At 59.9% G+C, this 23,785-nt stretch carries 23 protein-coding genes and 1 tRNA gene; 8 read left to right on the plus strand and 16 right to left on the minus strand.

Annotated elements, in window-relative coordinates; genetic code table 11:
• Window positions 1-7: 7 nt before the first annotated feature.
• The 4 genes from ACKTSJ_RS06090 (at window position 8) to ACKTSJ_RS06105 (ending at window position 3,715) form a co-directional block, all read left to right on the plus strand.
• Window positions 8-463: a DUF494 family protein gene (locus tag ACKTSJ_RS06090; protein ID WP_407898398.1), complete on the plus strand. Its 456-nt coding sequence runs from the start codon at window positions 8-10 to the stop codon at window positions 461-463.
• Window positions 464-469: 6 nt separating this feature from the next.
• Window positions 470-3,079, plus strand: coding sequence for a type I DNA topoisomerase (gene topA / locus ACKTSJ_RS06095; RefSeq protein ID WP_407898400.1), 2,610 nt, complete (start codon window positions 470-472; stop codon window positions 3,077-3,079).
• A 92-nt stretch (window positions 3,080-3,171) separates the two neighbouring features.
• Window positions 3,172-3,510 carry a zinc ribbon domain-containing protein YjdM gene (locus tag ACKTSJ_RS06100; protein ID WP_407898402.1) on the plus strand — a complete coding sequence of 113 codons (339 nt, stop codon included), beginning with the start codon at window positions 3,172-3,174 and terminating at the stop codon, window positions 3,508-3,510.
• 4 nt (window positions 3,511-3,514) lie between these two features.
• The gene (locus tag ACKTSJ_RS06105) at window positions 3,515-3,715 is read left to right on the plus strand and encodes a hypothetical protein (protein WP_407898404.1); all 201 of its coding nucleotides are present in this window, start codon (window positions 3,515-3,517) and stop codon (window positions 3,713-3,715) included.
• A gap of 80 nt (window positions 3,716-3,795) precedes the next feature.
• Here ACKTSJ_RS06105 and ntrC read toward each other — a convergent pair whose 3' ends face one another.
• The 5 genes from ntrC to ACKTSJ_RS06130 all read right to left on the minus strand — a co-directional run bounded on the left by ntrC (window position 3,796) and on the right by ACKTSJ_RS06130 (window position 9,679).
• Entirely contained in the window at window positions 3,796-5,199 is a 1,404-nt protein-coding gene (gene ntrC, locus ACKTSJ_RS06110) for a nitrogen regulation protein NR(I) (protein WP_407898406.1), read from the minus strand.
• Window positions 5,196-6,272, minus strand: coding sequence for a nitrogen regulation protein NR(II) (gene glnL, locus ACKTSJ_RS06115; RefSeq protein ID WP_407898408.1), 1,077 nt, complete (start codon window positions 6,270-6,272; stop codon window positions 5,196-5,198). The genes ntrC and glnL overlap by 4 nt, the downstream gene beginning before the upstream one ends.
• Before the next feature lie 36 nt (window positions 6,273-6,308).
• Window positions 6,309-6,785 (minus strand): DUF4124 domain-containing protein, encoded by a 477-nt coding sequence (locus tag ACKTSJ_RS06120; RefSeq protein WP_407898410.1) that lies wholly within the window; start codon window positions 6,783-6,785, stop codon window positions 6,309-6,311.
• A gap of 113 nt (window positions 6,786-6,898) precedes the next feature.
• Entirely contained in the window at window positions 6,899-8,314 is a 1,416-nt protein-coding gene (gene glnA, locus ACKTSJ_RS06125; protein ID WP_407898412.1) for a type I glutamate--ammonia ligase, read from the minus strand.
• A gap of 189 nt (window positions 8,315-8,503) precedes the next feature.
• On the minus strand, window positions 8,504-9,679 hold the full coding sequence (locus tag ACKTSJ_RS06130) for a cation diffusion facilitator family transporter (protein WP_407898414.1): 1,176 nt from the start codon (window positions 9,677-9,679) through the stop codon (window positions 8,504-8,506).
• A gap of 76 nt (window positions 9,680-9,755) precedes the next feature.
• On the opposite strand from ACKTSJ_RS06130, the gene ACKTSJ_RS06135 reads away from it, so the two are divergent.
• A complete protein-coding gene (locus ACKTSJ_RS06135) occupies window positions 9,756-10,208 on the plus strand; it encodes a rhodanese-like domain-containing protein (RefSeq protein WP_407898416.1) in 453 nt (150 codons plus the stop codon).
• Between the two features lie 159 nt (window positions 10,209-10,367).
• Here ACKTSJ_RS06135 and ACKTSJ_RS06140 read toward each other — a convergent pair whose 3' ends face one another.
• Both ACKTSJ_RS06140 and ACKTSJ_RS06145 read right to left on the minus strand, forming a co-directional pair.
• Window positions 10,368-11,195 carry an undecaprenyl-diphosphate phosphatase gene (locus tag ACKTSJ_RS06140; RefSeq protein WP_407898418.1) on the minus strand — a complete coding sequence of 276 codons (828 nt, stop codon included), beginning with the start codon at window positions 11,193-11,195 and terminating at the stop codon, window positions 10,368-10,370.
• 36 nt (window positions 11,196-11,231) lie between these two features.
• Entirely contained in the window at window positions 11,232-11,507 is a 276-nt protein-coding gene (locus tag ACKTSJ_RS06145) for a DUF1289 domain-containing protein (protein WP_407898420.1), read from the minus strand.
• Window positions 11,508-11,532: 25 nt separating this feature from the next.
• Here ACKTSJ_RS06145 and ACKTSJ_RS06150 point away from each other — a divergent pair, with 25 nt between their 5' ends.
• Together ACKTSJ_RS06150 and mpl are read left to right on the plus strand one after the other, a co-directional pair.
• Window positions 11,533-11,886, plus strand: a complete 354-nt coding sequence (locus ACKTSJ_RS06150) for a DMT family protein (protein ID WP_407898422.1) — start codon at window positions 11,533-11,535, stop codon at window positions 11,884-11,886.
• An 89-nt stretch (window positions 11,887-11,975) separates the two neighbouring features.
• The gene (gene mpl, locus ACKTSJ_RS06155; protein ID WP_407898424.1) at window positions 11,976-13,382 is read left to right on the plus strand and encodes a UDP-N-acetylmuramate:L-alanyl-gamma-D-glutamyl-meso-diaminopimelate ligase; all 1,407 of its coding nucleotides are present in this window, start codon (window positions 11,976-11,978) and stop codon (window positions 13,380-13,382) included.
• 72 nt (window positions 13,383-13,454) lie between these two features.
• On the opposite strand, the gene ACKTSJ_RS06160 is transcribed toward mpl, so the two are convergent.
• From ACKTSJ_RS06160 to ACKTSJ_RS06180, 5 genes are all read right to left on the minus strand, one after another.
• A tRNA-Pro gene (locus ACKTSJ_RS06160) sits at window positions 13,455-13,531 on the minus strand.
• Window positions 13,532-13,537: 6 nt separating this feature from the next.
• Window positions 13,538-14,500 (minus strand): octaprenyl diphosphate synthase, encoded by a 963-nt coding sequence (gene ispB / locus ACKTSJ_RS06165; protein WP_407898426.1) that lies wholly within the window; start codon window positions 14,498-14,500, stop codon window positions 13,538-13,540.
• A 57-nt stretch (window positions 14,501-14,557) separates the two neighbouring features.
• Window positions 14,558-15,826, minus strand: a complete 1,269-nt coding sequence (locus ACKTSJ_RS06170) for an MFS transporter (RefSeq protein ID WP_407898428.1) — start codon at window positions 15,824-15,826, stop codon at window positions 14,558-14,560.
• Window positions 15,819-16,424: a hypothetical protein gene (locus tag ACKTSJ_RS06175; RefSeq protein ID WP_407898430.1), complete on the minus strand. Its 606-nt coding sequence runs from the start codon at window positions 16,422-16,424 to the stop codon at window positions 15,819-15,821. The genes ACKTSJ_RS06170 and ACKTSJ_RS06175 overlap by 8 nt, the downstream gene beginning before the upstream one ends.
• A 37-nt stretch (window positions 16,425-16,461) precedes the next feature.
• Window positions 16,462-17,883 (minus strand): exo-alpha-sialidase, encoded by a 1,422-nt coding sequence (locus ACKTSJ_RS06180; RefSeq protein ID WP_407898432.1) that lies wholly within the window; start codon window positions 17,881-17,883, stop codon window positions 16,462-16,464.
• A 209-nt stretch (window positions 17,884-18,092) separates the two neighbouring features.
• On the opposite strand from ACKTSJ_RS06180, the gene ACKTSJ_RS06185 reads away from it, so the two are divergent.
• On the plus strand, window positions 18,093-19,370 hold the full coding sequence (locus tag ACKTSJ_RS06185) for a protein kinase domain-containing protein (RefSeq protein WP_407898434.1): 1,278 nt from the start codon (window positions 18,093-18,095) through the stop codon (window positions 19,368-19,370).
• A gap of 35 nt (window positions 19,371-19,405) precedes the next feature.
• Here the strand turns inward: ACKTSJ_RS06185 and rfbB are convergent, their stop codons facing one another.
• Genes rfbB through ACKTSJ_RS06205 form a run of 4 tightly spaced genes read right to left on the minus strand, consistent with a single transcriptional unit; the run spans window position 19,406 to window position 23,735 of the window.
• Window positions 19,406-20,467, minus strand: a complete 1,062-nt coding sequence (gene rfbB / locus ACKTSJ_RS06190) for a dTDP-glucose 4,6-dehydratase (RefSeq protein ID WP_407898436.1) — start codon at window positions 20,465-20,467, stop codon at window positions 19,406-19,408.
• Window positions 20,468-20,500: 33 nt separating this feature from the next.
• A complete protein-coding gene (gene waaA / locus ACKTSJ_RS06195) occupies window positions 20,501-21,766 on the minus strand; it encodes a lipid IV(A) 3-deoxy-D-manno-octulosonic acid transferase (RefSeq protein WP_407898438.1) in 1,266 nt (421 codons plus the stop codon).
• Window positions 21,763-22,929, minus strand: coding sequence for a glycosyltransferase family 9 protein (locus tag ACKTSJ_RS06200; protein WP_407898440.1), 1,167 nt, complete (start codon window positions 22,927-22,929; stop codon window positions 21,763-21,765). The genes waaA and ACKTSJ_RS06200 overlap by 4 nt, the downstream gene beginning before the upstream one ends.
• A 38-nt stretch (window positions 22,930-22,967) precedes the next feature.
• Window positions 22,968-23,735, minus strand: coding sequence for an exodeoxyribonuclease III (locus ACKTSJ_RS06205; RefSeq protein ID WP_407898441.1), 768 nt, complete (start codon window positions 23,733-23,735; stop codon window positions 22,968-22,970).
• Between the last annotated feature and the right edge of the window lie 50 nt (window positions 23,736-23,785).

The raw sequence follows: 23,785 nt of genomic DNA on the forward strand, positions 1-23,785 counted from the left end.
TTCCTCCATGTTCGATATTTTGATTTATTTGTTCGAGAGTTACTCTGACGCGGGCAGCTACCCCGAATCTGACCGGCTTTCCGCCAAGTTAAGCGCGGCCGGATTTGAAGAAGACGACATCCATCAGGCGCTTGCCTGGTTGTCTGGATTACGGGAACTTTCTGCCGCAACCTACCCGGAATCCATCAACCAAGGCGGTCTGCGTTGCTATACCAGCTTCGAGGCCCAGCGCGTCAGCGAGGAGGGTTTGCGCTTCATCTCCTTTTTGGAACACAACAAGATCATCACTCCGATCGAGCGTGAAATGATTATCGACCGTGTCATGGCCTTGGGACGCGACAAGCTTTCCCTGGACAAAGTGAAATTGATCGCTTTGATGGTGCTCTGGAATCAGCATGACGATCTGGATCCCCTGTTGATCGAAGACTTGCTCACCCCGGCAGACGCCACCCAAATCCACTAATCGCCCATGCCAAAAAACCTGCTGATCGTCGAGTCGCCAGCCAAGGCCAAGACGCTGAAAAAATATTTGGGCAAGGATTTTGAGGTGTTGGCCTCGTACGGCCATGTGCGCGACCTCGTGCCAAAGAACGGCGCCGTTGATGTCGAGCACAACTTCGCGATGAAGTACGAGACCATCGCGCGCAACGCCAAACATGTGGATGCCATCGCCAAGGCCGCCGCTGCGGCCGATATGATCCTGCTCGCACCCGACCCGGATCGGGAAGGTGAGGCGATCGCATGGCATATCTCGGAATTGCTGAAAGGTAAGCGCGCACTCAAAGGCAAAACCATGAAGCGCGTGGTGTTCTACGAAATCACGCAATCGGCAGTGCAGGAAGCGGTCGCGCACCCGCGCGAGATTGCGATGCCGCTGGTGAATGCGCAACAGGCGCGGCGCGCGCTGGACTATCTGGTGGGCTTCAACCTGTCGCCGCTGCTGTGGCGCAAGATTCGTCCGGGCCTTTCTGCCGGCCGCGTGCAAAGCCCGGCGTTGCGGCTGATTGTCGAGCGCGAGCTGGAAATTGAGAAGTTCAAGTCGCAGGAATACTGGACGGTGCATCTGGACAGCCAGAAAAACAAAATTCCATTTACCGCAAAATTGTTCCAATTCCAAGGCAAAAAGCTGGAACAGCTGACAATTGCCGGAAAAGCTGACTATGACGCCATTCACGCCAAGCTCGCTGGCGCCAAGTTGCCGCCCAAAGTGGTGCGCGTGGAGAAAAAGGGCAAACAGCGCAGCCCATCCGCGCCGTTCACCACCTCAACCCTGCAGCAGGAAGCGGTGCGCAAGCTGGGAATGACTTCCGAGCGCACCATGCGCACCGCACAGTCGTTGTACGAGGGTGTCGATATTGGCGGCCAGACGGTCGGCCTCATCACCTACATGCGTACCGACTCGGTGAATCTGGCAAACGAGGCCGTCGCCGAAATACGGCAGTACATCAAGGACACCTTCGACGGCGAGTATTTGCCCGCCAAACAGCCGCTGTACAAAAGCAAGTCCAAAAACGCACAGGAAGCACACGAGGCGATTCGCCCGACTTCCATCCTGCGCACACCGGACAGCCTGCGCGACCACTTGAACATTGACCAGATGCGCCTGTACGAAATGGTGTGGAAGCGCACGCTGGCATGCCAGATGGCGCCCGCGCGCTTCGACACCGTCAGCGTCGATATCCGTCTCTCCAGCGACGACACGCTATTCCGTGCTTCCGGCCAGACTTTGGTGTTCCCCGGTTTTATCGGCGTGTACATGGAAGACGTGGACGACGCCGAGGAAGAAGACAGCGCAAAATTGCCGCCTCTCAACGAAGGTGACGTTCTACCGTTGGATAAACTTTACGGTGAGCAGCACTTTACCCAGCCTCCGCCACGCTACTCCGAAGCCAGTCTGGTGAAAACACTTGAGGAGCATGGCATCGGCCGTCCTTCCACCTACGCCACCATCATCTCCACGCTGCAGGCGCGCGAATACGCCACGCTGGACAAGAAACGCTTCATGCCCACCGACGTGGGCCGCGTCGTGATCAAGTTCCTGACCGAACATTTCACGCGCTATGTGGACTACGGTTTCACCGCGAACTTGGAAGATGAACTGGACGAGGTGTCCGAGGGCAAGCGCGATTGGATCCCCGTTCTCGATGCCTTCTGGAAGGGCTTCAACCAGCTCATCGTCGATAAAAAAGACGTCGATCGTCCCGGCACCGAGATATTGGAAGAGGCCTGCCCCAAGTGCGGCAAACCCCTGTCCAAACGTCTCGGCAAGCGCGGCAGTTTCATCGGTTGCACCGGCTACCCCGAGTGCGATTTCACTCGCAGCCTGGGCGGCGAAGAGGATGCGGGCGAAGCGCGCAAAGAATTGGGCAAACACCCCGAGACCCAACAGTTGGTGCTGCTGTTGCGCGGCCCTTACGGCCCTTACGTGCAGCTAGGCGAAGTGGTGGAGGGCGAGAAAGCCAAGCCCAAACGCGTGTCCTGGCCCAAGGAATTGCCGCTGGAACAAGCCGATCTCTCCCATGCCCTGAAGCTGCTTTCCTTGCCGCGCGACCTAGGTCTGCACCCGGAATCCGGCAAGAAGGTCATCGTCAACATCGGTCGCTTCGGCCCCTACATCGGGCATGACGGCAAGTTCAAATCCATCCCGCGCACCGACAACATCTTCGACATCGCGCTAGACCGCGCCGTGGAACTGCTGGCGCAAGCCAAAACCAGCGGCAACACCGTGTTGCGCACGCTGGGTGAGCATCCTGATGACAAAACTCCCGTGGAAATCTGCAGCGGTCGCTACGGCCCTTACGCACGCCACGGCAAAGTGAACGCTACCTTACCCAAGGATGTAACCCCGGAAGCCGTGACACTGGAAGAAGCACTGGAATTGATCGCCGCCAAAGCCGCGAAAGGTGGGACAGGCAAAGCCAGGGGCGCGAAAAAGCCGGCAACAAAGAAAGCCGTGCCCAAGACCACCCAAGCAAAAGCGGCGGCGAAACCCAAGACTGCCTTAAGAAAGAGAAGCACTGCATCTGAAGCGGTCCAATCCAGGCCCATAACGAAAAAGGCCGCCAAGAAATTGAACTGAATCTGCCAATGCTTTGGCTTGAATCAAGTGTGGCTGAGAAATCCAAGTTCGAACCGATCACCACCAAAAACATTCGTTTAACAGGAAATATTATGTCAGATTTACCGCTGTGCCCAAAATGTAACTCCTCTTTCACCTACGAAGACGGCGATAACTACGTCTGCCCCGAGTGCGCACACGAATGGCCCAAGGTCGCTGCCGAGGCAGTCGAAGAAAAGAAGGTGTTCAAGGATGCCTTCGGCACGGTTCTGAATGACGGCGACACCATCACAGTCATCAAGGACCTGAAGATCAAGGGCTCGTCTTCGGTGGTTAAGGTCGGCACCAAAGTGAAGAACATCCGTCTGGTGGATGGCGACCACGACATCGACTGCAAGATCGACGGCATCGGTTCCATGTCGCTGAAATCCGAATTCGTCAAGAAAGCCTGATGCCGTGGGCGGCTGGGGCTGTCCGCACGAGCTGGATGGCAAGTGCCAGAAGGTACTGAATCGGCCTTGTGACATCGGCATGAAAGGCTGCGTGCTGGCGGGGCGTTTTCGTTTTGCGGACGAGCGCAAGAACCGTCAGAAGCAGAACAAAGCGGGCGAGGTTGGAGGGAAGTCGCCAACCGATACAAAATTTCTGAAGCGTTGAGGTGAATTTGTGGGTCGGGTTTTAACCCGACTTGGTCGATATTTTGCAGTTCTCTGTCGGGTTAAAACCCGACCCACATTTCAAGCTGCACCGGTATCGTCCAGGCCAAGTTCTTGAATCTTCCGTGTCAGCGTGTTGCGCCCCATGCCGAGCAGGGTTGCGGCTTCGATCCGACGCCCGCCGGTGTGCTGCAAGGCCTGGGTGATGAGGGTGCGCTCGAATTCCTTGGACAGCGTATCGAGGATGTGCGGCTCGCCGCGCTGTAGCGCGAACGCCGTCTGTTGTGCCAGCAGCGCGCGCCAGTCCCCCGCCGAAACGGCGGCGGGCGAGCCCTCGCGCCATTCTGCGGGCAGGTCGGCGATCTCGACCTGTTGCGTCGGCGTCATCACGGTGAGCCAGTGGCACAGGTTCTCCAGTTGGCGCACGTTGCCGGGTATGTCCTGCGCGGCAAGATAATTCAGCGCGGCCTCGCTCAAGGTCTTCTGCTCCACGCCCAGCTCCTTCGCGCTCTTTTGCAGGAAATGTTTGGCCAGCAGCGGGATGTCTTCGCGCCGCTCGCGCAACGGCGGCAGGCGCAGGCGGATGACGTTGAGACGGTGGAACAGGTCTTCACGGAACAATCCCTGCTTCACCCGCTCATCCAGATTCTGGTGCGTGGCGGCGATGATGCGCACATTGGCCTTGATCGGCTGATGGCCGCCGACGCGGTAATAATTCCCATCCGACAGCACACGCAACAGACGCGTCTGCAACTCGGCCGGCATATCGCCGATCTCGTCGAGGAACAGCGTGCCGCCCTCGGCTTGTTCAAAGCGGCCGTGGCGCGTGGTATTGGCGCCGGTGAACGCTCCCTTCTCGTGGCCGAACAGCTCCGACTCCAGCAGGTCCTTCGGAATGGCGGCGGTGTTGATGGCGACAAAGGGCTTGTTGGCGCGCGCGCTGTGGCGGTGCAGTGCTTGCGCGACCAGTTCTTTGCCGGTGCCCGATTCGCCGTTGATGAGCACGGTTGCGTTGGAAGCGGCGAGGCGGCCGATGGCGCGGAACACCTCCTGCATCGCCGGGGCGTGGCCGAGGATGTCCGGCGCTTCGGTGATGTCCATGCCCTCACTCTGTTTGCGCTGGCTGTGTGCGAGTGCACGGCGGATCAGTTCCACGGCGTGGTTCACGTCGAATGGCTTGGGCAGATATTCGAATGCGCCGCCCTGGAACGAGGACACCGCGCTTTCCAGGTCGGAATATGCAGTCATGATGATGACCGGCAGCGCGGGATGGTCACGGCGCAACGTCTGCAGCAGGTCAAGTCCGGAGCGGCCCGGCATGCGGATATCGCTGATGACCATCCGCGGCAGGCCGTGCGGCAGATCTGCCAAGGCCTCGTCGGCCGAAGCGAAGCTCTTGTATTCGATCTCCTCGCGCGCGAGGGCTTTTTCCAGCACCCAGCGGATGGAGCGGTCGTCGTCAATGATCCAGACAGGTTTGCTCATGATTTATTTTCCAAAGGATTGAGCGGGAGCATGACCGTAAAGCAGGTGCGCCCGGGCTCGCTTTCAAATTCGATGCTGCCCTGATGGCGGCTGACGAAATCCTGTGCCAAGGTCAGCCCCAGACCATGGCCGTCGGCGCGACCGGAGACCAGCGGATAAAATATCGTGTCGTGCAGATGGCGCGGAATACCGGGGCCGTTGTCGATGATCTGCACGGCAATCGCCAGGCGATGGCGTTTTTTCATCAACGTCACCTGGCGCGCGATGCGGGTGCGTAAAATGATCCTGCCTTTGCCTTGCATGGCCTGTGCCGCATTGCGCACGATGTTGAGCACGACCTGGATCAGTTGTTCCTTGTCGCCGTCCAGTTCCGGCAGACTCAAATCGTAATCGCGCTGGATCAGCAACTCCTCCGGCATTTCGGCCATTACGACACTGCGTACCCGTTCGAGCACTTCATGGATGTTGAGTGCACTGAAATGGGGCGCCTGTTGCGGCGTGAGCAGTTTTTCCATCAACGTCCGCAGGCGGTCTGCTTCCTGAATCACGACCTGGGTGTATTCGCGCAGAGCAGGCCGCTCCAATTCCTGTTCCAGCAACTGGGCCGCGCCGCGGATTCCGCCCAGTGGATTCTTGATTTCGTGCGCCAGATTCCGCAACAGCAGACGGTTGGCCTGGGTCTGGTCGTGCATCTGCTCCTCGCGCGCCAGTTTGAGCGGGCGCTCGATGGCGTGGAATTCCAGCAGCAGTGCATAGGGAGGCAGTTGCAGCGGGGTCACGGTGCAACTCAGGTGCAACTTGTGGCCGAGGGTGTGCGTTCCCAAAGTCAGATCGTGTTCGATATGGCTGGCGTGGTTGGCCAGTGCCGACCGGATCGCACTGAAAAGCTGGTCGGCGAGGGTAAATGCGGACTGCAAAGGGTGGCCCAGCAGATTGCTATGGCTGATCTCGAACAGGTGCTCGGCGGCCGGGTTGAGGAAGACGATGCGCGACTGCTCGTCCAGCAACATGACGGCAGTCGCCAGGGTTTCCAGACCGGGAACGGGGGTGTTGTTAAGGGGCAGGCGGTTCATGTCGGGGACAGCAGCAGAAAACATGCCAACCCGGTTTTACTTGAGGTTTGCCAGTTCAGTCTGCAGCGCCTTGATGTTTTCTTCGTGAGCCTTCACTGCTTCCTGCGCGAGACGAACGTTTTCTTCATACTGGGCGACGTTGCGGAACGTTTGTCCATTGGCGTTCTGATAGACCATGGGGGTGTCCTGCGCTACCTGCAGCTTTTCGCGTGCCGCCTGCAGGGCCGCTTGTTCGCTGGATAGTTCATCTTCGAGGATCTTGCGGCGTCGGTCGTCCCGCTGGTTTTGCGTTTCCTTATCCACGCGCGCGAATTCGCTGGACGTCTCGCGTGTCCTGGCTTTGGAAGCGGGCATGGTGTTCAGGGGATCAAGCTGAAGTTTGCGCGCGCCCTTGACCGGCTCGCTCGAATAGGTCACGCGCCCGTCCTTGCCCACGTGTTTGTAGATTTCCGCATGCGCGATGGCACTGAACGCAAGCGTGCAGCACAGGATCGACAGGGGAAGCAGTTTCATGGTCAGACCTCGAAACAGGATGGGGTGGAGTATAGGTTAAGGCTGGACAGGTGACAAACCACAAAAAGAAACGGAGCCGCGCGGGCTCCGTTTCTGCAACACCCCCCGGAAAATCAGAGGCTGTAGTACATGTCGAACTCGACCGGATGGGTAGTCATGCGGATCTTGTTCACTTCGTCCATCTTCAACTCGATGAAGGCATCGAGGAAGTCGTTGGAGAACACGCCGCCACGGGTCAGAAACTCGCGATCCTTGTCCAGCGCGGCCAGTGCTTCATCCAGCGAAGCACACACGGTTGGGATCTTGGCATCCTCTTCCGGCGGCAAGTCGTACAGGTTCTTGTCAGCCGGATCGCCGGGGTGAATCTTGTTCTGGATGCCATCCAGACCGGCCATCATCAGCGCGGAGAAACACAGATAAGGATTCGCGGTCGGATCCGGGAAGCGTGTCTCGACGCGGCGCGCCTTATCGCTCGCCACGTGCGGAATGCGGATGGACGCGGAACGGTTTTTTGCCGAATAGGCCATTTTCACCGGCGCTTCATAGTGCGGGACCAGACGTTTGTACGAGTTGGTGCTCGGATTGGTGATCGCATTCAGCGCCTTGGCGTGCTTGATGACGCCGCCGATGTAGTACAGCGCGGTTTCGGACAGGCCGGCATAACCGTTGCCGGCAAACGTGTTCTTGCCGTCCTTCCAGAGCGACTGGTGCACGTGCATGCCGGAACCGTTGTCTCCGACGATGGGCTTGGGCATGAAAGTGGCCGTCTTGCCATATTGGTGGGCCACGTTTTGCACCACATATTTCAGGGTCTGGGTCCAGTCTGCGCGCTTCACCAGCGTGGTGAACTTGGTGCCCAGCTCGCACTGGCCCGCAGTCGCGACCTCGTGGTGATGGACTTCGACCGGGATGCCGATTTCTTCCAGCGCGAGGACCATTGCGGCGCGGATGTCGTTCAGGCTATCCACCGGCGGAACCGGGAAATAGCCGCCCTTCACCATCGGGCGGTGTCCGGTGTTGCCACCTTCGAAACTTTCGCCGGACGACCAGGCCGCTTCTTCGGAATTGATCTTGAGCGAGCAGCCCGACATATCGACATGCCACTGCACCGAATCAAAGATGAAAAATTCGGGTTCCGGACCGAAAAAGGCGGTGTCGCCGATGCCGGTCGATTTCAGATAAGCCTCTGCGCGTTTGGCGATGGAGCGCGGGTCACGGTCATAGCCCTTGCCGTCGGTGGGTTCGATCACGTCGCAGGTCATGACTAGGGTGGGTTCTTCGAAAAAGGGATCGAGATAGACAGAGTCAGGATCCGGCATCAGCAGCATGTCGGATGCCTGAATCCCTTTCCAGCCAGCGATGGATGAGCCATCGAAGGCGTGGCCTTCCTCGAATTTGCTCATATCGACCGCACTGACCGGCATGCCCACGTGCTGCTCCTTGCCGCGGGTGTCGGTAAAACGCAGATCAACGAATTTGATGCCTTGCTCCTTGATCATCTTCAGAACGTCGGCGGCTGTTTTGGACATACTCGAATCTCCCAATAAATTAAATCAACATGAGTTAGATGAAACGAACCAGGTAAATAGTACGCAATGGCTTGAGCAGAAACTGTGCCACCACGGCCAAACAAGTTCAGGCGCGCATTGTGCCATATTTAAGCGGCCGTGGCGGGCGGACGATCGCCCATAAATGGGGCACAGCAGGCTCTTGACGCACTAATCTGGTGCGACACTCCGGTAGAGCGTCAGACGGCGAAAATACGGGTCGTCCGCCGCGATAGCGGCACATTGTTTCTTTAGAGCAGCCAAATCGAGGTCTGCATCCAGCAACAGGTCCGCATCCACCTTGCCGTCCAGATAGTGCAGCACGATACGGGTGGAAGCGGGCAGCTCGTAACCGAGGCGTTTGTACAGATGCGCCAGCAACAGGTGGCGCTGCGGGAGACGGGCATTGGGTTTGGTCTGCAGGTCGTCTTCCGGATCGATGTGCACCATCACATCCAGGACATGGTGCTGTTTCAGCACCGCACTGCGCGCCGCCTCGGCGATGTAGTGTCCCTCCGACACGCTGATGCGGGGATCGACGATGATGTGCGCATCGACCAGCGCATTATCCGCCATCTTGCGGGTGCGCAATTCATGCAGGCCCATCACGCCGGGTACCGCTTTCAGGGTGTTGCGGATGGCGCGCACTTCGTCCTCGTCCAGCCCGGTATCCACCAGTTCCAGAAGGGCATCGCGCGCGAACTGGATGCCCATGTAGGCAATCATCACGCCGACCACGCCGGCCGCGACCAGATCAAGAAAGGTATAGCCCAGCAGGTTGCCGATGATGCCCACGATGACCACCAGCGACGACGCGGCGTCGGAACGCGCGTGCCACGCATTCGCCACCAGCATCTGCGAACGCACGCGTTTTGCCACCGCCAGCATGTAGCGGAACATGCCTTCCTTTGCGGCGAGCGCAATCAGCGCAACCCACAGCGTATAGGGATGGACGGCATGGATCTGTTCCGGATGCTGCAGGCGCATGCCCGTGGCGATGAGCAGGCCGACACCGAGCGCCGCCAGGCTGGCGCCGAGGATTAGCGAAGCCGCTGTCTCGATGCGCGCGTGCCCGTAGGGATGATTGGCATCCGCGTGCTTGTTGCCGTGGCGGTTGGCGAACAACACCAGCACGTCGGACAACAAATCGGCGAAAGAATGCAGACCGTCCGCCATCAGCGATTGCGACTTGCCGAAGAAACCGGCCAGCACTTGCAGAATGGACAAGGTCAGGTTAATCAGGATGCTGACCCACGTGCTTTTGCGTGCCGCAGCAAAGCGCAGCGGATGCGCAGGTTCGAACGCGGCCACGCGATCGTGCGCCGGTGCGTGCGTGTGATTTTTCATCGACGATGCGATAGTATGCAGACGGGTGTGCAGGATAGCACCGGACATCGATGAGATTAAAGACAGGTCATAAAAAATGGGAAAAATCACCGCAATATTGAAATCCGCACAACTTCGCGCCAAAGAAGCAAATTTGCCCTACGAAGGCGCGCTCACCCCTGAAGAAGCCTATGAAATCTGGCAGACAGCGCCCGGTGCGAAACTGGTGGATGTACGGACCCGCGCCGAAATCGATTGGGTCGGACGCGTTCCAGGCGCGGTCGAAATCGAGTGGATGGGTTATCCCGGCATGAAGCCGAACCCCAATTTCATGGCCGCCCTGGAACAGCAGGTGGACAAGGAATCTTTGCTGCTTTTCCTTTGCCGCAGCGGGCATCGTTCCCATGCGGCGGCGGCCCTCGCCACCCAGGCAGGCTTTGCCGATTGCTACAACATCCTCGAAGGATTCGAGGGCGACAAGAACCCCGGCAATCAGCGCAATATCTTGAACGGGTGGCGTGCGGCCGGACTGCCGTGGGAGCAAAGCTAGTGGAACTGGGCCAGCGCAGACACCTATCAAAGCTTTTGTGGGTCGGACTTCAGTCCGACGTGTCGGGTTAAAACCCGACCCACAGGGTGCGCCATTGGGTTTGTGGGCCGGTTTCTCTGCCGTGACCGTTAGCAGCAATCAGCAAGCAACACTTGCTCATTACGCCGCCGACCAGTTCACGGCACCGCTGTAGGCGGTAGCCAGCACGATCAGGCCGAACACGATGCGGTACCACGCGAACACGGTAAAGTCGTGGCGGCTGATGTAGCGTAGCAGCCCGCGCACGGCGATGAAGGCGCTGACGAAAGAGGCAACGGAGCCGACCAGGAAAATGCCGAGGTCGTCCGCGTGGAAGTCGTGCCGGTATTTCACCACCTCGTAGATCGTGGCGGCCGTCAGGGTGGGGATGGCGAGAAAAAACGAGAATTCGGTCGCCGCCTTGCGCGACAGTCCGAAGAACAAACCGCCGATGATGGTCGAGCCGGAACGCGAAGTGCCGGGGATCAGCGCCAGCGCCTGTGCCAAACCCATCTTCAGCGCGTCTTTCCAGTGCATGTCGTCCACGCTTTGGATGCGTTCCGAGTGCTGCCGTTTTTCCGCCCACAGAATGACGAGACCGCCGACGATGAACGCGAGTGCGACCGGAACGGGGGAGAACAGGTGCGCCTTGATCGCTTTGCCGAACAGCAGCCCGAGAATCGCCAGCGGCAGGAACGCGATGAACAAATTCAGGGTAAAGCGTTGCGCCGCCTCCTGTTTTTGCAGCAGCCCGGATGTGACCGAACCCAGCTTGGCGCGGTATTCCCAGCAAACCGCCAGAATGGCGGCGAACTGGATGACGATCTCGAACACCTTGCCGCGCTCGTCGTTGAAATCCAGCAAGTCGCCAACGAGGATCAAATGTCCGGTCGAGGAAATGGGCAGGAATTCGGTCAGGCCTTCGACGATGCCGAGAATCGTGGCTTTGAGCAACAGCAGGATATCCATAAATTATTTATCCCCGCACAGACGGGGTTCCGGTAATCAAATTGACGAATGCGGTTTGGCGAGCAGGGCAATGCGCCAGTTGACCGCGCGCCGTTCCGTTTCGTTCATCTCCACCCAGCGTGTGATCTCGTCGAAAGTGCGCAGGCAACTGCGGCAAACTTCGTCGCCCAGCACGGTCGTGCAATGGCCGATGCACGGGGAGTCAGCGCTAATTTCGACGGGAATGGAGAAAATCGGGACGGCCATGGCGCGATTATACCTGCCCTGGAGGCGCTGGCTGACCGCAGGCAATTGCGCCACAATGCGCGCCATCGTCCGCGACCGTCATGCAACGAAAATGAACCTGATTTCGAATCCGCTCCTGATCACCGCGCTGATGCTGGCCGTGTCCAACCTGTTCATGACCTTCGCCTGGTACGGACACCTGAAGAATTTTGCTTCCTCGCCCTGGTATGTCGCGGCGCTGGCAAGCTGGGGCATCGCGCTGTTCGAATATCTGATCCAGGTGCCCGCCAACCGCATCGGCTATACCCAGCTTTCACTCGGGCAACTGAAGATATTGCAGGAGGTCATCACATTGACCATCTTCGTGCCGTTCGCGGTGATGTACATGAACCAGCCGCTGAAGCTGGATTATCTATGGGCGGGGCTGTGCCTGATGGGTGCGGTGTATTTCATTTTCAGGACGTAAATTTCCGGGTGTAGGATCGCGCCCTGCGCGCGAACATTTGCAATCGCGCGCAGGGCGCGCTCCTACAATTGGCAACGGGTAAATTAAAAATGAGCCAACCAAAACACATCCATATTCTTGGTATCTGCGGCACCTTCATGGGCGGCATTGCCGCCATCGCCAAACAGGCGGGCTATCGCGTCACGGGGTGCGATGCCAACGTCTATCCGCCGATGAGCACGCAGCTCGAAGTACAGGGGATCGAACTCATCGAAGGATGGGGCACGGAACAGCTCGACCTGAAGCCGGACATATTCGTGATTGGCAACGTGGTGTCGCGCGGCAACCCGCTGATGGAAGAGATACTGAACCGCAACCTGCCCTACGTCTCTGGCCCGCAATGGCTGGCGCAAAACATCCTGCACGACAAATGGGTGCTGGGCGTGGCGGGCACGCACGGCAAGACCACCACCGCCTCGATGCTGGCCTGGATCCTTGAACACGCGGGGCTGAACCCCGGCTTCCTCATCGGCGGCGTACCACAGAATTTCGGCATTTCGGCGCGCCTCCCCTCTCCTGCCGGGGGAGGGGCTGGGGGTGGGGGATTCTTTGTCATTGAGGCCGACGAATACGACACCGCCTTCTTCGACAAGCGTTCCAAGTTCGTGCACTACCACCCGCGCACTGCGGTGCTGAACAACCTCGAATTCGACCATGCCGATATTTTTCCCGATTTGATCGCCATTGAAACCCAGTTCCACCATCTGGTGCGCACCGTGCCCGGCAACGGGCTGGTGGTATGCAACGGCCGCGAGGCATCGTTGGCGCGCGTTATTGCACGCGGCTGCTGGACGCCGGTGGAGACCTTTGGCTTTGCCGCTTCTACTCCCTCTCCCGCCGGGGGAGGGGCGGGGTGGGGGAAAGGCTGGCAAATTGATGAAGAGGAAAATGTTTACTTCGATGGCCAAGTACAAGGCGCGCTGCAATGGGAGCTGATGGGCGAACACAACCGCATGAACGCCTTGGCCGCACTCGCCGCTGCGCGCCACGCGGGCGTACCCGTTACGCAAGGACTGGCTGCACTGGCCGAATTCAAGAACGTGAAACGCCGCATGGAAGTGCGCGGCACGGTTCGCGGCATCACGGTGTATGACGACTTTGCGCACCACCCCACCGCCATCGACACGACCGTTGCCGGACTGCGGCGCAAGGTGGGCAAGGCACGCATCCTCGCCGTACTGGAACCACGCTCCAACACCATGAAGCTGGGCGTGATGAAAGCTGCGCTTCCGGACAGTCTGAAAGATGCAGACCTGACCTTCTGCTATGCCGGCAATCTAGGCTGGGATGCGCGCGGCGCGCTCGCGCCGCTGGGCGACAAGGCGGTGGTGAAGGATGATCTCAATGAACTCATTGAGGCCATCGCCAAGGTCGCGGAAACCGGGGATCACATCCTGGTGATGAGCAACGGCGGGTTTGGCGGGATACACGAAAGGCTGTTGAAGCGTTTGAAGTAAACATTTGCCGCCTTAACGGCATGGCTTTGCTTGGCAGGAACAAATGGGGCAATCGAAAAATCCGACCAGAAATGGTCGGAGTGAGAGGATTCGAACCTCCGACCCCTGCGTCCCGAACGCAGTGCTCTACCAGGCTGAGCTACACTCCGATGAAACTAAAATTGCCGCGTGGCGGCAAAGTGGGGCAATTCTAACAGAGCGCGCTTGAATTGCGTATCCCTAAATGCAGAAATCGCGGCGCAGGCCGCCTCGGCTTCCTGCACTGCCCGTTGCCGCGTGAATTCGAGCGCCCCGGTGGCGAGAATGATTGCCTGCACTTCCGCCAGCTTGGCGATATCACCCTGTTCGATGGCGTTGCGCACCACGGCGGCCTGTGCCGGCGTGCCGTGCTGCATGGCATGGATCAGGGGCAGCGTGGGCTTGCCTTCGGCCAGATCGTCGCCGAGATGCTTGCCGGTCTCCGCCTCATTCGCGGAATAGTCCAGCACATCGTCGATCAGCTGAAACGCGGTGCCGAGGTGCATGCCGTATTTCGCCGCCGCCGCTTCGTCCGCCGCCGATGCCTGCCCCAGAATGGCACCCAGGCGCATCGCCGCCTCGAACAGCTTGGCGGTCTTGCAGTGGATGACGCGCATGTAGTTCGCCACGTCCACATCGGCATCGTGGCAGTTGAGCAGTTGCAGCACTTCGCCCTCGGCGATGATGTTGGTGGCATCGGACAAGACCTGCATCACGCGCATCTCGCCCACGCCCACCATCATCTGGAACGCACGCGAGTAGAGGAAGTCTCCGACCAGCACGCTGGCCGCGTTGCCGAACAGCGCGTTGGCCGTCTCGCGCCCGCGCCGCAGGTCGGATTCGTCCACCACGTCGTCATGCAGCAGGGTCGCCGTGTGGATGAATTCGACCACCGCCGCCAGCTCGTGATGATGCGTGCCGCGGTAACCGAAGGCCTGTGCCGCCAGCAGCACCAAGGCCGGACGCAGGCGTTTGCCGCCACCGTCGATGATGTATTCGCCGACCTGGCTGACCAGCGCCACTTCGGAATGCAGGCGCGCACGGATCACCGCATCGACCGCGGCCATGTCCGGCGCGAGCATCTTTTTCAGACTATCCAAGGAATTCCCCCATCCGCATCAGGCGCGTGACGCGCTCTTGTGAAGGTGCGCATTCTCTCACAAATGCCCCCTGCGGCGGCGCATCAGCGCGTAGCCGGTCGCCACACCCACCGCGCTCAAGGCCATGACGTACCAGGCCGGCATGTTGGCTCCAACTACCGGCAGCAGCAGGCTGACCAGCACCGGCGTCAGGCCGCCGAACACGGCATAGGCGAGATTGTAGGAAAAGGACAGGCCGGAGAAACGCACCGCCGGCGGAAACAGTTGTACCGCTGCGCCGGGCACGATGCCGATGACGCCGACGCAGAAGCCGGACAGGGCATACAGGGCATTGATGTGCTGTGGGGCAAGCGCCATCTGCCGGTAGAACAACCACGACGTTGCTCCCAGCGCGATGCAGCCCAGCGCCAGCACGCGCCCGGCGCCGAAGCGGTCGGCCAGCGCGCCGAACACGATGCAGCCCAGAGTCAGCGCCAGCGTGGCGTAGCTGTTGGCCTCCAGGGCGACGGCGGCGGGAACGGCGAAGAGCTTCTGCACCAGCGTCGGCGTCATCAGAATCATCACCACCACGGCGGCGGAGAGCAGCCAGGTCAGCAGCATGGTCAGCACGATCGCCGGGCGGTGCGCGCGCACCACGGTCTTCAGCGGCATTTCGTCCGCCAGTTGCCGCCGCGCCTGGAGTTCCTTGAACACCGGTGTCTCCTGCAAATACTGGCGCAGCCATACCGCCAGCAAGCCGAACGCGCCGCCGAGGATGAACGGCACGCGCCAGCCGCCCGCCAGCAATTCGTCCGGCGTATAACTGCGGGTGACGGCCATCGCCACCAGCGAGCCCAGCAGGATGCCGCCAGTGAGTCCGGCGGTCAGCGTGCCGCAGGCGAAGCCGACATGGCGTGGCGGCACATGTTCCGCCACGAAGACCCAGGCACCGGGAATCTCGCCGCCGATGGCCGCACCCTGCAGCATGCGCAGCAACAGCAACAGCAGCGGCGCCCAGATGCCGAGCACGGCATAGGTCGGCAGCAGGCCGATCAGCAGCGTCGGCAGCGCCATCAGCAGCACGCTCAGCATGAACATGCGCTTGCGTCCGAACAGGTCGCCGAAGTGCGCCATGATGATGCCGCCCAGCGGCCGCGCCAGATAACCGGCGGCGAAGATGCCGAAGGTCTGCGCCTGGCGCAGCCAGTCCGGCATGTCGGGCGGAAAGAACAGTTGCGAGATGACGACCGCAAAGAAGATGAAGATCACGAAATCGTAAAACTCGAGCACGCCCCCCAGCGCGGAAAGCAGGAGCGTGCGATAGTCGTTGCGGGTCAGTTTATGCACGTTTCCTCCATGCGCTTTGCAGCCCTATTTTCAGGGTCGCCCCCAGCGCGTACAGCGCCAGCGGCGCGTCCAACAGGTAGTCCCACAGGTTGGTCGATTCGTACCAGGCCAGGCTCCAGCCGGTAACCGCGAGGGCGATGGCCAACGGCAACAGGGTGAACCCGCGCCGCATCGCCCACAACGCGAGCAGTGCCAGCATCACGATCAGGCCAATGCTGCCGAAACCGGAACGATAGGGATCGAGCGGCCCCAGGCCCAGTGCGAACGGATACAGCAGCAGCGCCATCACGCTCAGGAATGCCAGCAATGCAGTGCGTTCCCGCACGTCCCCAAGGCTGCCCGCCGCCGGGTTCAGGCGCGCGATGAGCGCACTGGCCAGCAGCAACACGCTGGTCAGGCTCAAGTCGCCCACCATGCCGCGCAACCAGCCCGCCAGCGACAGGCCGAACACGGGCATCATCACCAGCACGTAGAGTCCCACGCAGAAAAATGCACGGCGCAACGGTGCCAAGCGCCGCACGAAGGGCAGGCGCACGGCCAGCGACAGCCACACCAGCGCCAGCCCGGACAGCCCCGTCCAGTCGGTGAAGGCCATCATCGGCAGCGCTCCGCGAAACAAGCTGGAACTCCCGCGTTCATGGCATCTCCTGCACGCGTTGTTTGAGCCAGGCCGGATCGATGCGCACGTGCTTGATGAAAGTGCGGTTCCAGGTATAAGCCAGATGGATGTCGCCGTTGCGGGTCTGGAGAACGGCGGGGTCGGTGAACGCGAAATGGCACCCTTCCTCCTTGCGCACACCGAATTCGGCCAATGCAACATAAGGCGCCAGTTGAGTCGCATCCGCACGGCGTAATACCGGATCACTGCTACGTAACAGGTTGCCCACCACTTCAAGGCAGGCCGTTTTGGATAACTGTGCGTTGCGCAGGCCGCTCATTTCTTCCAGCCGGTGCAGCTCGCGCCAGTGCTGTCCGCCGTCAACCGACCGTTGCAGGCTGAGCGATTCGTATCCATGCGCCTGGTCGTTCAGCACGCTTATCAGGTCGCCATCATTCAACCTCACCATGGCCGCCATCGCATTGGAATTGGACAGGGTGAGGCCTTGCACGGTCGGCCAGTGTCGCCCGCCATCGCGGGTGGCGATGCTCCTCATCTGTGCCGCGCTTGCGGCACCGCTGACACGACCCAGCACCTGTGCCTGTTGCAGGTCATGCACCAGGAGCACCGTAGATGACATCCTTTGCCCCGCTACGCTCAGGCGCTGTTTGTCGATCACTTTTCCCGTCTTATCCAGGCGCAGGATGGCCGCAAACTGTCCGCCAAAATCATGGTTCACCAGCAGACCGAGCGTGCCATCCGCATACAGGAATGGGGCCTGTTCAATCCGGGTGCCGAGCGGCACAACAGGAGCGGTTACCAAATGACGCGGTTGGCTCCAATGCTCGCCTTCGTCAGTAGAGGTGATCAATACGATTGCATTGCCGCGCCAGGAATCGCCAACGTAGAACAGCCAAATTTCACCGTTCGCCGCGCGTGCCGCCACCGGATTGCCGATGTTTGCAATATACCGGTTAAGGTCACGCTGGGTGTTCGCCCGCCCGGCCACCCGGTTCGCTTCGCTCCATACATCGCGTATCGGATCAAACACCGCGCTGTTGATTGTGACTTCCCCGGCGTCCGCACGGCTGGACGAGCGCCAGAAGGCGCGCACGCGTCCGTCCCGCAGTTCAAGCAATGACACGCCATCGACCCAATCCGATTGTTGCCCGGAAGCGAAGTGTGCATTCAGCTTCCCCATGATCGGCGGCGGTGATAGGGGTGTGCCGGTTCTGGTTTTTTTACGGTCGGACGCCGGCCCGGGCAATGCGCCCTGCGCCACAGGTTGTGGCATCCGGAATCCGAACGTGAACTGCCAGCCTGAAGCCTTGAACAGGGCCAGCATGAAAGCGCACAACACGCATAGCAGGAACGCAAAACGGGCGTATTCTGTTTTCAACAATTTGCGCTGTTCGGCCGGCAAGGGATGCCCCTGTAATTCTTTCTGCGGCAAGGCCATTACACAAAATCACCAGGCGATTAAACGGGGTTTGCAAGAAGAGGCCGGGATTAACCCCAAAGCCGCGTCAGCCCGATGCGACACGGCCCGCGATTATCGGATAAAGTTCCCCTTGGAACAAGCCGTAGTGATGTTTGTTCGCCGCTGTTCGCCCCTGCTTGCTTGGTGTACATTTCCGCATTATCGGTTCATCTTCAAACCCCGGTGAAATGACCCCTCCCCCCTTCCTCGGCCAATATCGTCTGCTGCGCAAACTCGGCGAGGGGGCGACCAGTGTCGTCTATCTGGGGCTCGATCCATTCAAAAATCGCCAGGTAGCGGTCAAAATCATCAAATCCGAATTTCTGGACGACCCGCGCAACGGCCGCCAGAACCGCAAGCAACTGCAAAATGAAGCCGCCCTGGCGGGCAAACTGATTCATCCGCATATCGTGGAGACGTATGAGGCGGTGCTCGCTGACGAAATCAGCTATATCGCGATGGAGTATGTCTCCGGCGGCACCCTGGAGCAATATATCCACGCCGATAATCTGTTACCGCTCGACCGAGTGGTGGAAGTTCTTTATCAATGTTGCCGGGCGCTCAACTATGCCCAGTATCACGGCGTCATCCACCGCGATATTAAACCGGCCAACTTGCTGCTGGACGCGTCCGGCGTGATCAAGATTTCCGATCTTGGCGCGGCGACCCGAATGGATATCGAACAGACGCAGAGCAATATCGGTTCGCCCAATTACATGTCGCCCGAACAGGTGCGCGGTGAATCCGTATCGCACCTGACCGATATTTATTCGCTGGGGGTGGTGATGTACCGCCTGCTGACCGGCCACTCGCCCTACAGCCCGAAGAATCTGGCGCATCTGTACCAACAGATCATGCAGGAAACACCGCCCCCGCCCACCCTCCTGCGCAAAGACCTGCCGTTGCCACTGGAACGCATCGTGTTGCGCGCATTGCAAAAAGACCCGGTACAGCGCTACCCCAGTTGGCGCGATTTTGGCAACGAACTGGCCGCACTCGGGCATTTTGAGCAGGGCGACCTGGAAGTCAACGAGAGCGAGAAGTTCAATATCCTGCGCAGTCTGCAGTTCTTCGAAGACTTCAGTGATATCGAATTGTGGGAAGTTCTGCGCATAGGCGAATGGCAAAAACAGCCGGAAAAGACCGTGCTGATGCGCGAAAACGAGATGAGCGACGCGTTTTACATCCTGATCGAAGGCAGTGTCAGCGTAACCCGGGGAGCGCGCCTGCTGATTGCCCTGCGCAATGGTGATTGCTGCGGCGAAATGGCGCATATTCGCGGTCAGCAGTTGCCGCGTTCCGCCACGGTTACCGCCAATACCGAGATCACCGCCATGAAAATCGAGCCGCGCCAGCTCGCACAATTATCCGAGGCCTGTCAGAGCCACTTCAATCAGGCTTTTCTGTACGTGCTGGCCGAGCGTTTGCGCCTCTCGGATGACCGTTTTTCCAAACTGACCAGCTAATCCCGTGTGCATGGATGGGGCCGGCCCGGCCAAAATCATGGTCTGCTGGCGTATTGTTTCCGCACCCAATGCTGGTATTCGCCGCTGGTGACGTTGTTCACCCAGTCCGTGTTGGCCAGATACCACTGGACCGTCTTGCGCAGCCCGGTCTCGAAAGTCTCCTCCGGTTTCCAGCCGAGTTCGCGTTCGATCTTGCCGGCATCGATGGCATAGCGCTTGTCGTGCCCGGGGCGGTCGGCCACATAGGTGATGAGTCTTGCATGGGGTGCGCCCTGCGGATGCAATTCGTCCAGCGTTGCGCAGAGGGTCTGCACCACGTCGAGATTGGTTTTCTCGTTCCAGCCGCCGATGTTGTACGTCTCGCCGGGAGTGCCTTTCTCCAGAACCCGGCGCAGCGCGCGCGCGTGGTCATCGACATACAGCCAGTCTCGGATGTTGTCGCCCTTGCCGTAGATGGGCAGCGGCTTGCCGTTGACCGCATTCAGGATCACCAGCGGGATGAGTTTCTCGGGGAAATGGTACGGTCCGTAATTGTTCGAGCAGTTGGTGGTGACCACCGGCAGGCCGTAGGTATGGTGCCAGGCACGCACCAGATGGTCGCTCGACGCCTTGCTGGCCGAGTAGGGCGAGTTAGGCTCGTAAGCCGTTTCCTCGGTGAAGAACCCCTGTTCGCCGAGGCTGCCATACACCTCGTCGGTGGAAATGTGGTGGAAGCGGAAGGCGGCCTTGCGCGCGGTGTCCAGCCCGTTCCAGTAGGCGCGTGCCGCCTCCAGCAGGGTATAAGTGCCGACGATGTTGGTCTGGATGAAATCCGCCGGGCCGCTGATGGAACGGTCCACATGCGACTCTGCCGCCAGGTGCATGATCGCATCGGGTTGATGCTCGCGGAACACGCGCGCCACTTCGGCGGCATCGCAGATGTCCACCTGTTCAAAGCGGTAACGCGGATGATCCGCAACGGAAACCAGCGATTGCAGGTTTCCGGCATAGGTCAGCTTGTCCACATTGACCACGCTGCAATCGGTATCGTTGATGAACTGGCGCACGACGGCGGAGCCGATGAAACCGGCGCCGCCGGTGATGAGGATGGTTTTCATGGGAGGCATTCTATCAAATGCGATGAACGGAATTTACGGGTTACGGTCGAGCAGATTGTCGATCAGGGACACCGCACGCTCGGTCGCCCCCTGGTTCGCCTCGACGAATCGCCGGCCTGCCTCGCCCATTGCCTTGAGCCGCGCGGGGTCGTACATCAGCACGTTGAGCAGGTGCACCAGATCGTCCGCGTGCTGCACGCGCAGTGCCGCCCCGTGCGCAATGGCGGCCTCGGCGGCTTGGGTGAAATTGAACGTGTGCGGCCCGATCAGCACGGGTTTGCCCACCGCGCAGGCCTCGATCAGGTTCTGCCCGCCCAGCGGCAACAGGCTGCCGCCGATAAAGGCCGCGTCGCAGGCGGCGTAATAGGCGAACAGTTCGCCCATGCTGTCGCCCAGCACCACCTGCGTATCGGCGGCAATCGGCGCGTTCGTGCTGCGCCGCTGCATGCGGTAGCCCTTCTGCTCGATCAGCCGCGCCACTTCATCGAAACGCTGCGGATGGCGCGGCACAATGACCACCAGCAAGTAATCGACGGCGGCGTACTCCAGCGCATTCAGCAATAGTTCTTCCTCGCCTTCGCGCGTGCTGGCCGCGAGCAATACCGGGCGCAGCGCGCCGAAGCGCTGGCGCAATTCCGCGCCGCGCGCAAGCAAGTCCGGCGGCGGCAGGATGTCGAACTTGAGGTTGCCCATCACCGGCACGGCGCGGTTGCCCAGGCTGGCCAGGCGCAGCGCGTCCTCCTCGGTTTGCGCGGCGATCAGCGCGAGTCCGTGCAGGCCCTCGCGGGCGAGCGAACGGAAACGCGCATAGCGGCGCGCCGACCTGGGCGAAAGGCGCGCATTCAGCAGCAGCAGCGGAATATTGCCGGTGTGGCAGGCATCAATCAGGTTGAACCAGATTTCCGTCTCCAGCAGGACGCCGATTTTCGGCTTGAAATATTCGAGGAAACGCCGCACCGCAAACGGATAGTCGTAAGGCAGATACACGCGCAACACATCGTCGCCATAAAGCTGCTCGCTGGTGTTGCGTCCAGTGGGCGTGATATGCGTGAGCAAAATCTGATGGCCGGGATGGCGCGCGCGGAGTTGCTGCACCAGTGTGACGGTTGCGCGCGTCTCGCCCACAGAGACGACATGCAGCCAGATGACCGGTTTGTCCGGCGTCACGGCATAGCGGCCAAAGCGCTCTCCGGTGTGGTTCAGATATTGCCGCTGGCGGCGCGCGCGCCAGAGCAGATGCAAAAACACATAGGGCAACAAGACCCAGAGCAGCGCGGTATAAAAAAAGCGCGGATTCAACGTGTCATTCCTTCGTCGGGTTGGCCATTTTCCGGGGCGGCATGATGCGGTGCCTTCTCCAGCACCCTCGCCAATTGTAGTAGCACCTCCTCCACCCCGATCAGCGCCATCGCATCCATATGATGAACGCGTGTATTCCACGGTAATTGTTCCGGATTCTTGCCCATAAATTTCCCGACCGCTTGCGAATAACGATCAACGCAATATCCCGCTTGCTGGTAAGGCCCGGTCAGTTTGGGCGAGGCCACCGCGTAGAGCCCGACCACCGGCGTGTCCATGGCGCGTGCGATATGCACCGAGCCGGTGTCGGGTGCCAGCAACACATCTGCCTCGCCCAACAGCGCGGCTAATTGCTTTGGTGTGGTCTTGCCGCACAGGTTGCGCGTGCGTTCAGGGGCGATGTGTGCCAATTGCTCACACAGTTTGAGTTCGGCATGGGTGTTGCCGCCCGTCAGCAGCACGCCGCAATCCCATCGCGCGGTCGCCCGCTCGATCAAGGTGGCATAGCGGTCGGGCAGCCAGTTGCGTTCCGCTTTGCTGGCGTTGGGGTGGATCGCAATCCAGCAGACAGGAGAAACTGCAGACGTTCCCCGATCCGGGATCAGGGATTGCAGCTGAACTTTCGCCCACTGGATATCGGTTGCATTCAGCGGCAATTCCCAGGTTGCAACCGCCGGTTCCTCCGTCAAGGTTTCCACGAAAGACAGAAAACTATCGACCAGATGCGTATCGCGGAAAGGAATGTGCCGGTTGCAGAACAGCCATTGACCCTCGCGCGCGCGGGTACGGTCGAAACCAATCTTGAGCGGGGCATGCAACGCCGGATACAGCAGGTTGATGCGCAGGTTGGCCTGCATCGCCAGAACCACGTCGAAGCGACGTCCGCGAAACAGACGGTAAAAGGTGCAATAGTCAATCAACGAGCGCGGCTTGTCGATCACCACAAAATCCACCCCGTCCATGCCCTGCAACAACGCATAAGCGAGCGGGCTGGTGATCCAGGTAATCGTCGCCGCAGGCCAGGCGTGGCGCAACGCCCGAACTGCAGCCGCCACCATGACCACATCGCCCAGGGCGGAAAAGCGGACGACGGCAATGTGTACAGGGGAGTCGGCTGGAAATAGCACGCGTGACGAATGGAAATCGAGAAAGAATGGGCGCATTGTAGGTCGGACTCAAGTCCAGCAGCAAACTCCCCCGCTCACGCCCTGTAGTCCACCATCATCGGTGCATGGTCGCTGAAGCGTTGTTCCTTGTAGATACCTGTCGAAACCGCCTTTTCTGCGATGCTGGGGGTGGCAACTTGGTAATCCAAACGCCACCCCACATCCTTGGCCCACGCCTGCCCCCGATTCGACCACCAGGTGTAGGCCTCGAGTTCGGGGTGCAATTTGCGGAAGACGTCGATGAAACCGACCTCGTTGAACAGCTCGGTGAGCCATGCGCGCTCTTCGGGCAAAAAGCCCGAGTTCTTCCTGTTCCCTTTCCAGTTCTTCAGGTCCTTTTCGGTGTGGGCGATGTTCCAGTCGCCGCACACGACGATGTCTCTGCCGCTGGCAAACAGCTTCTTCATGTGCGGCATGAAGGCTTCAAGGAATTTGAATTTCACGGCCTGGCGTTCTTCGCCGCTGGAACCGGACGGCAGATACAACGACACGACGCTGAGGTTGCCGAACTGCGCTTCGATGTAGCGCCCTTCGACATCGAACTCCGGGATGCCGAGGCCAAGGATGACCTTGTCTGGTTTTCTTTTGCAGTAGATGCCCACGCCGCTGTAACCCTTCTTTTCGGCGTAGTGGAAATAGCCGTGGTAGCCGAACGGGGCGAGCATGTCGGGGGTCATGTCTGCGGCTTGGGCTTTTAGTTCCTGCACACACAGGATGTCAGCATCCTGCTGGCCGAACCATTCGAGAAAACCTTTGTTGCAGGCGGAACGAATGCCGTTGAGATTGAGGGTGATGATGCGCATGTTGTGCCTCTGGATTTTTGAGCGGGCATTATAATGGCGACCTTGTTGCA

The sequence above is a fragment of the Ferrigenium sp. UT5 genome (assembly GCF_045866295.1).
Classification (GTDB): Bacteria; Pseudomonadota; Gammaproteobacteria; order Burkholderiales; family Gallionellaceae; genus Sideroxyarcus.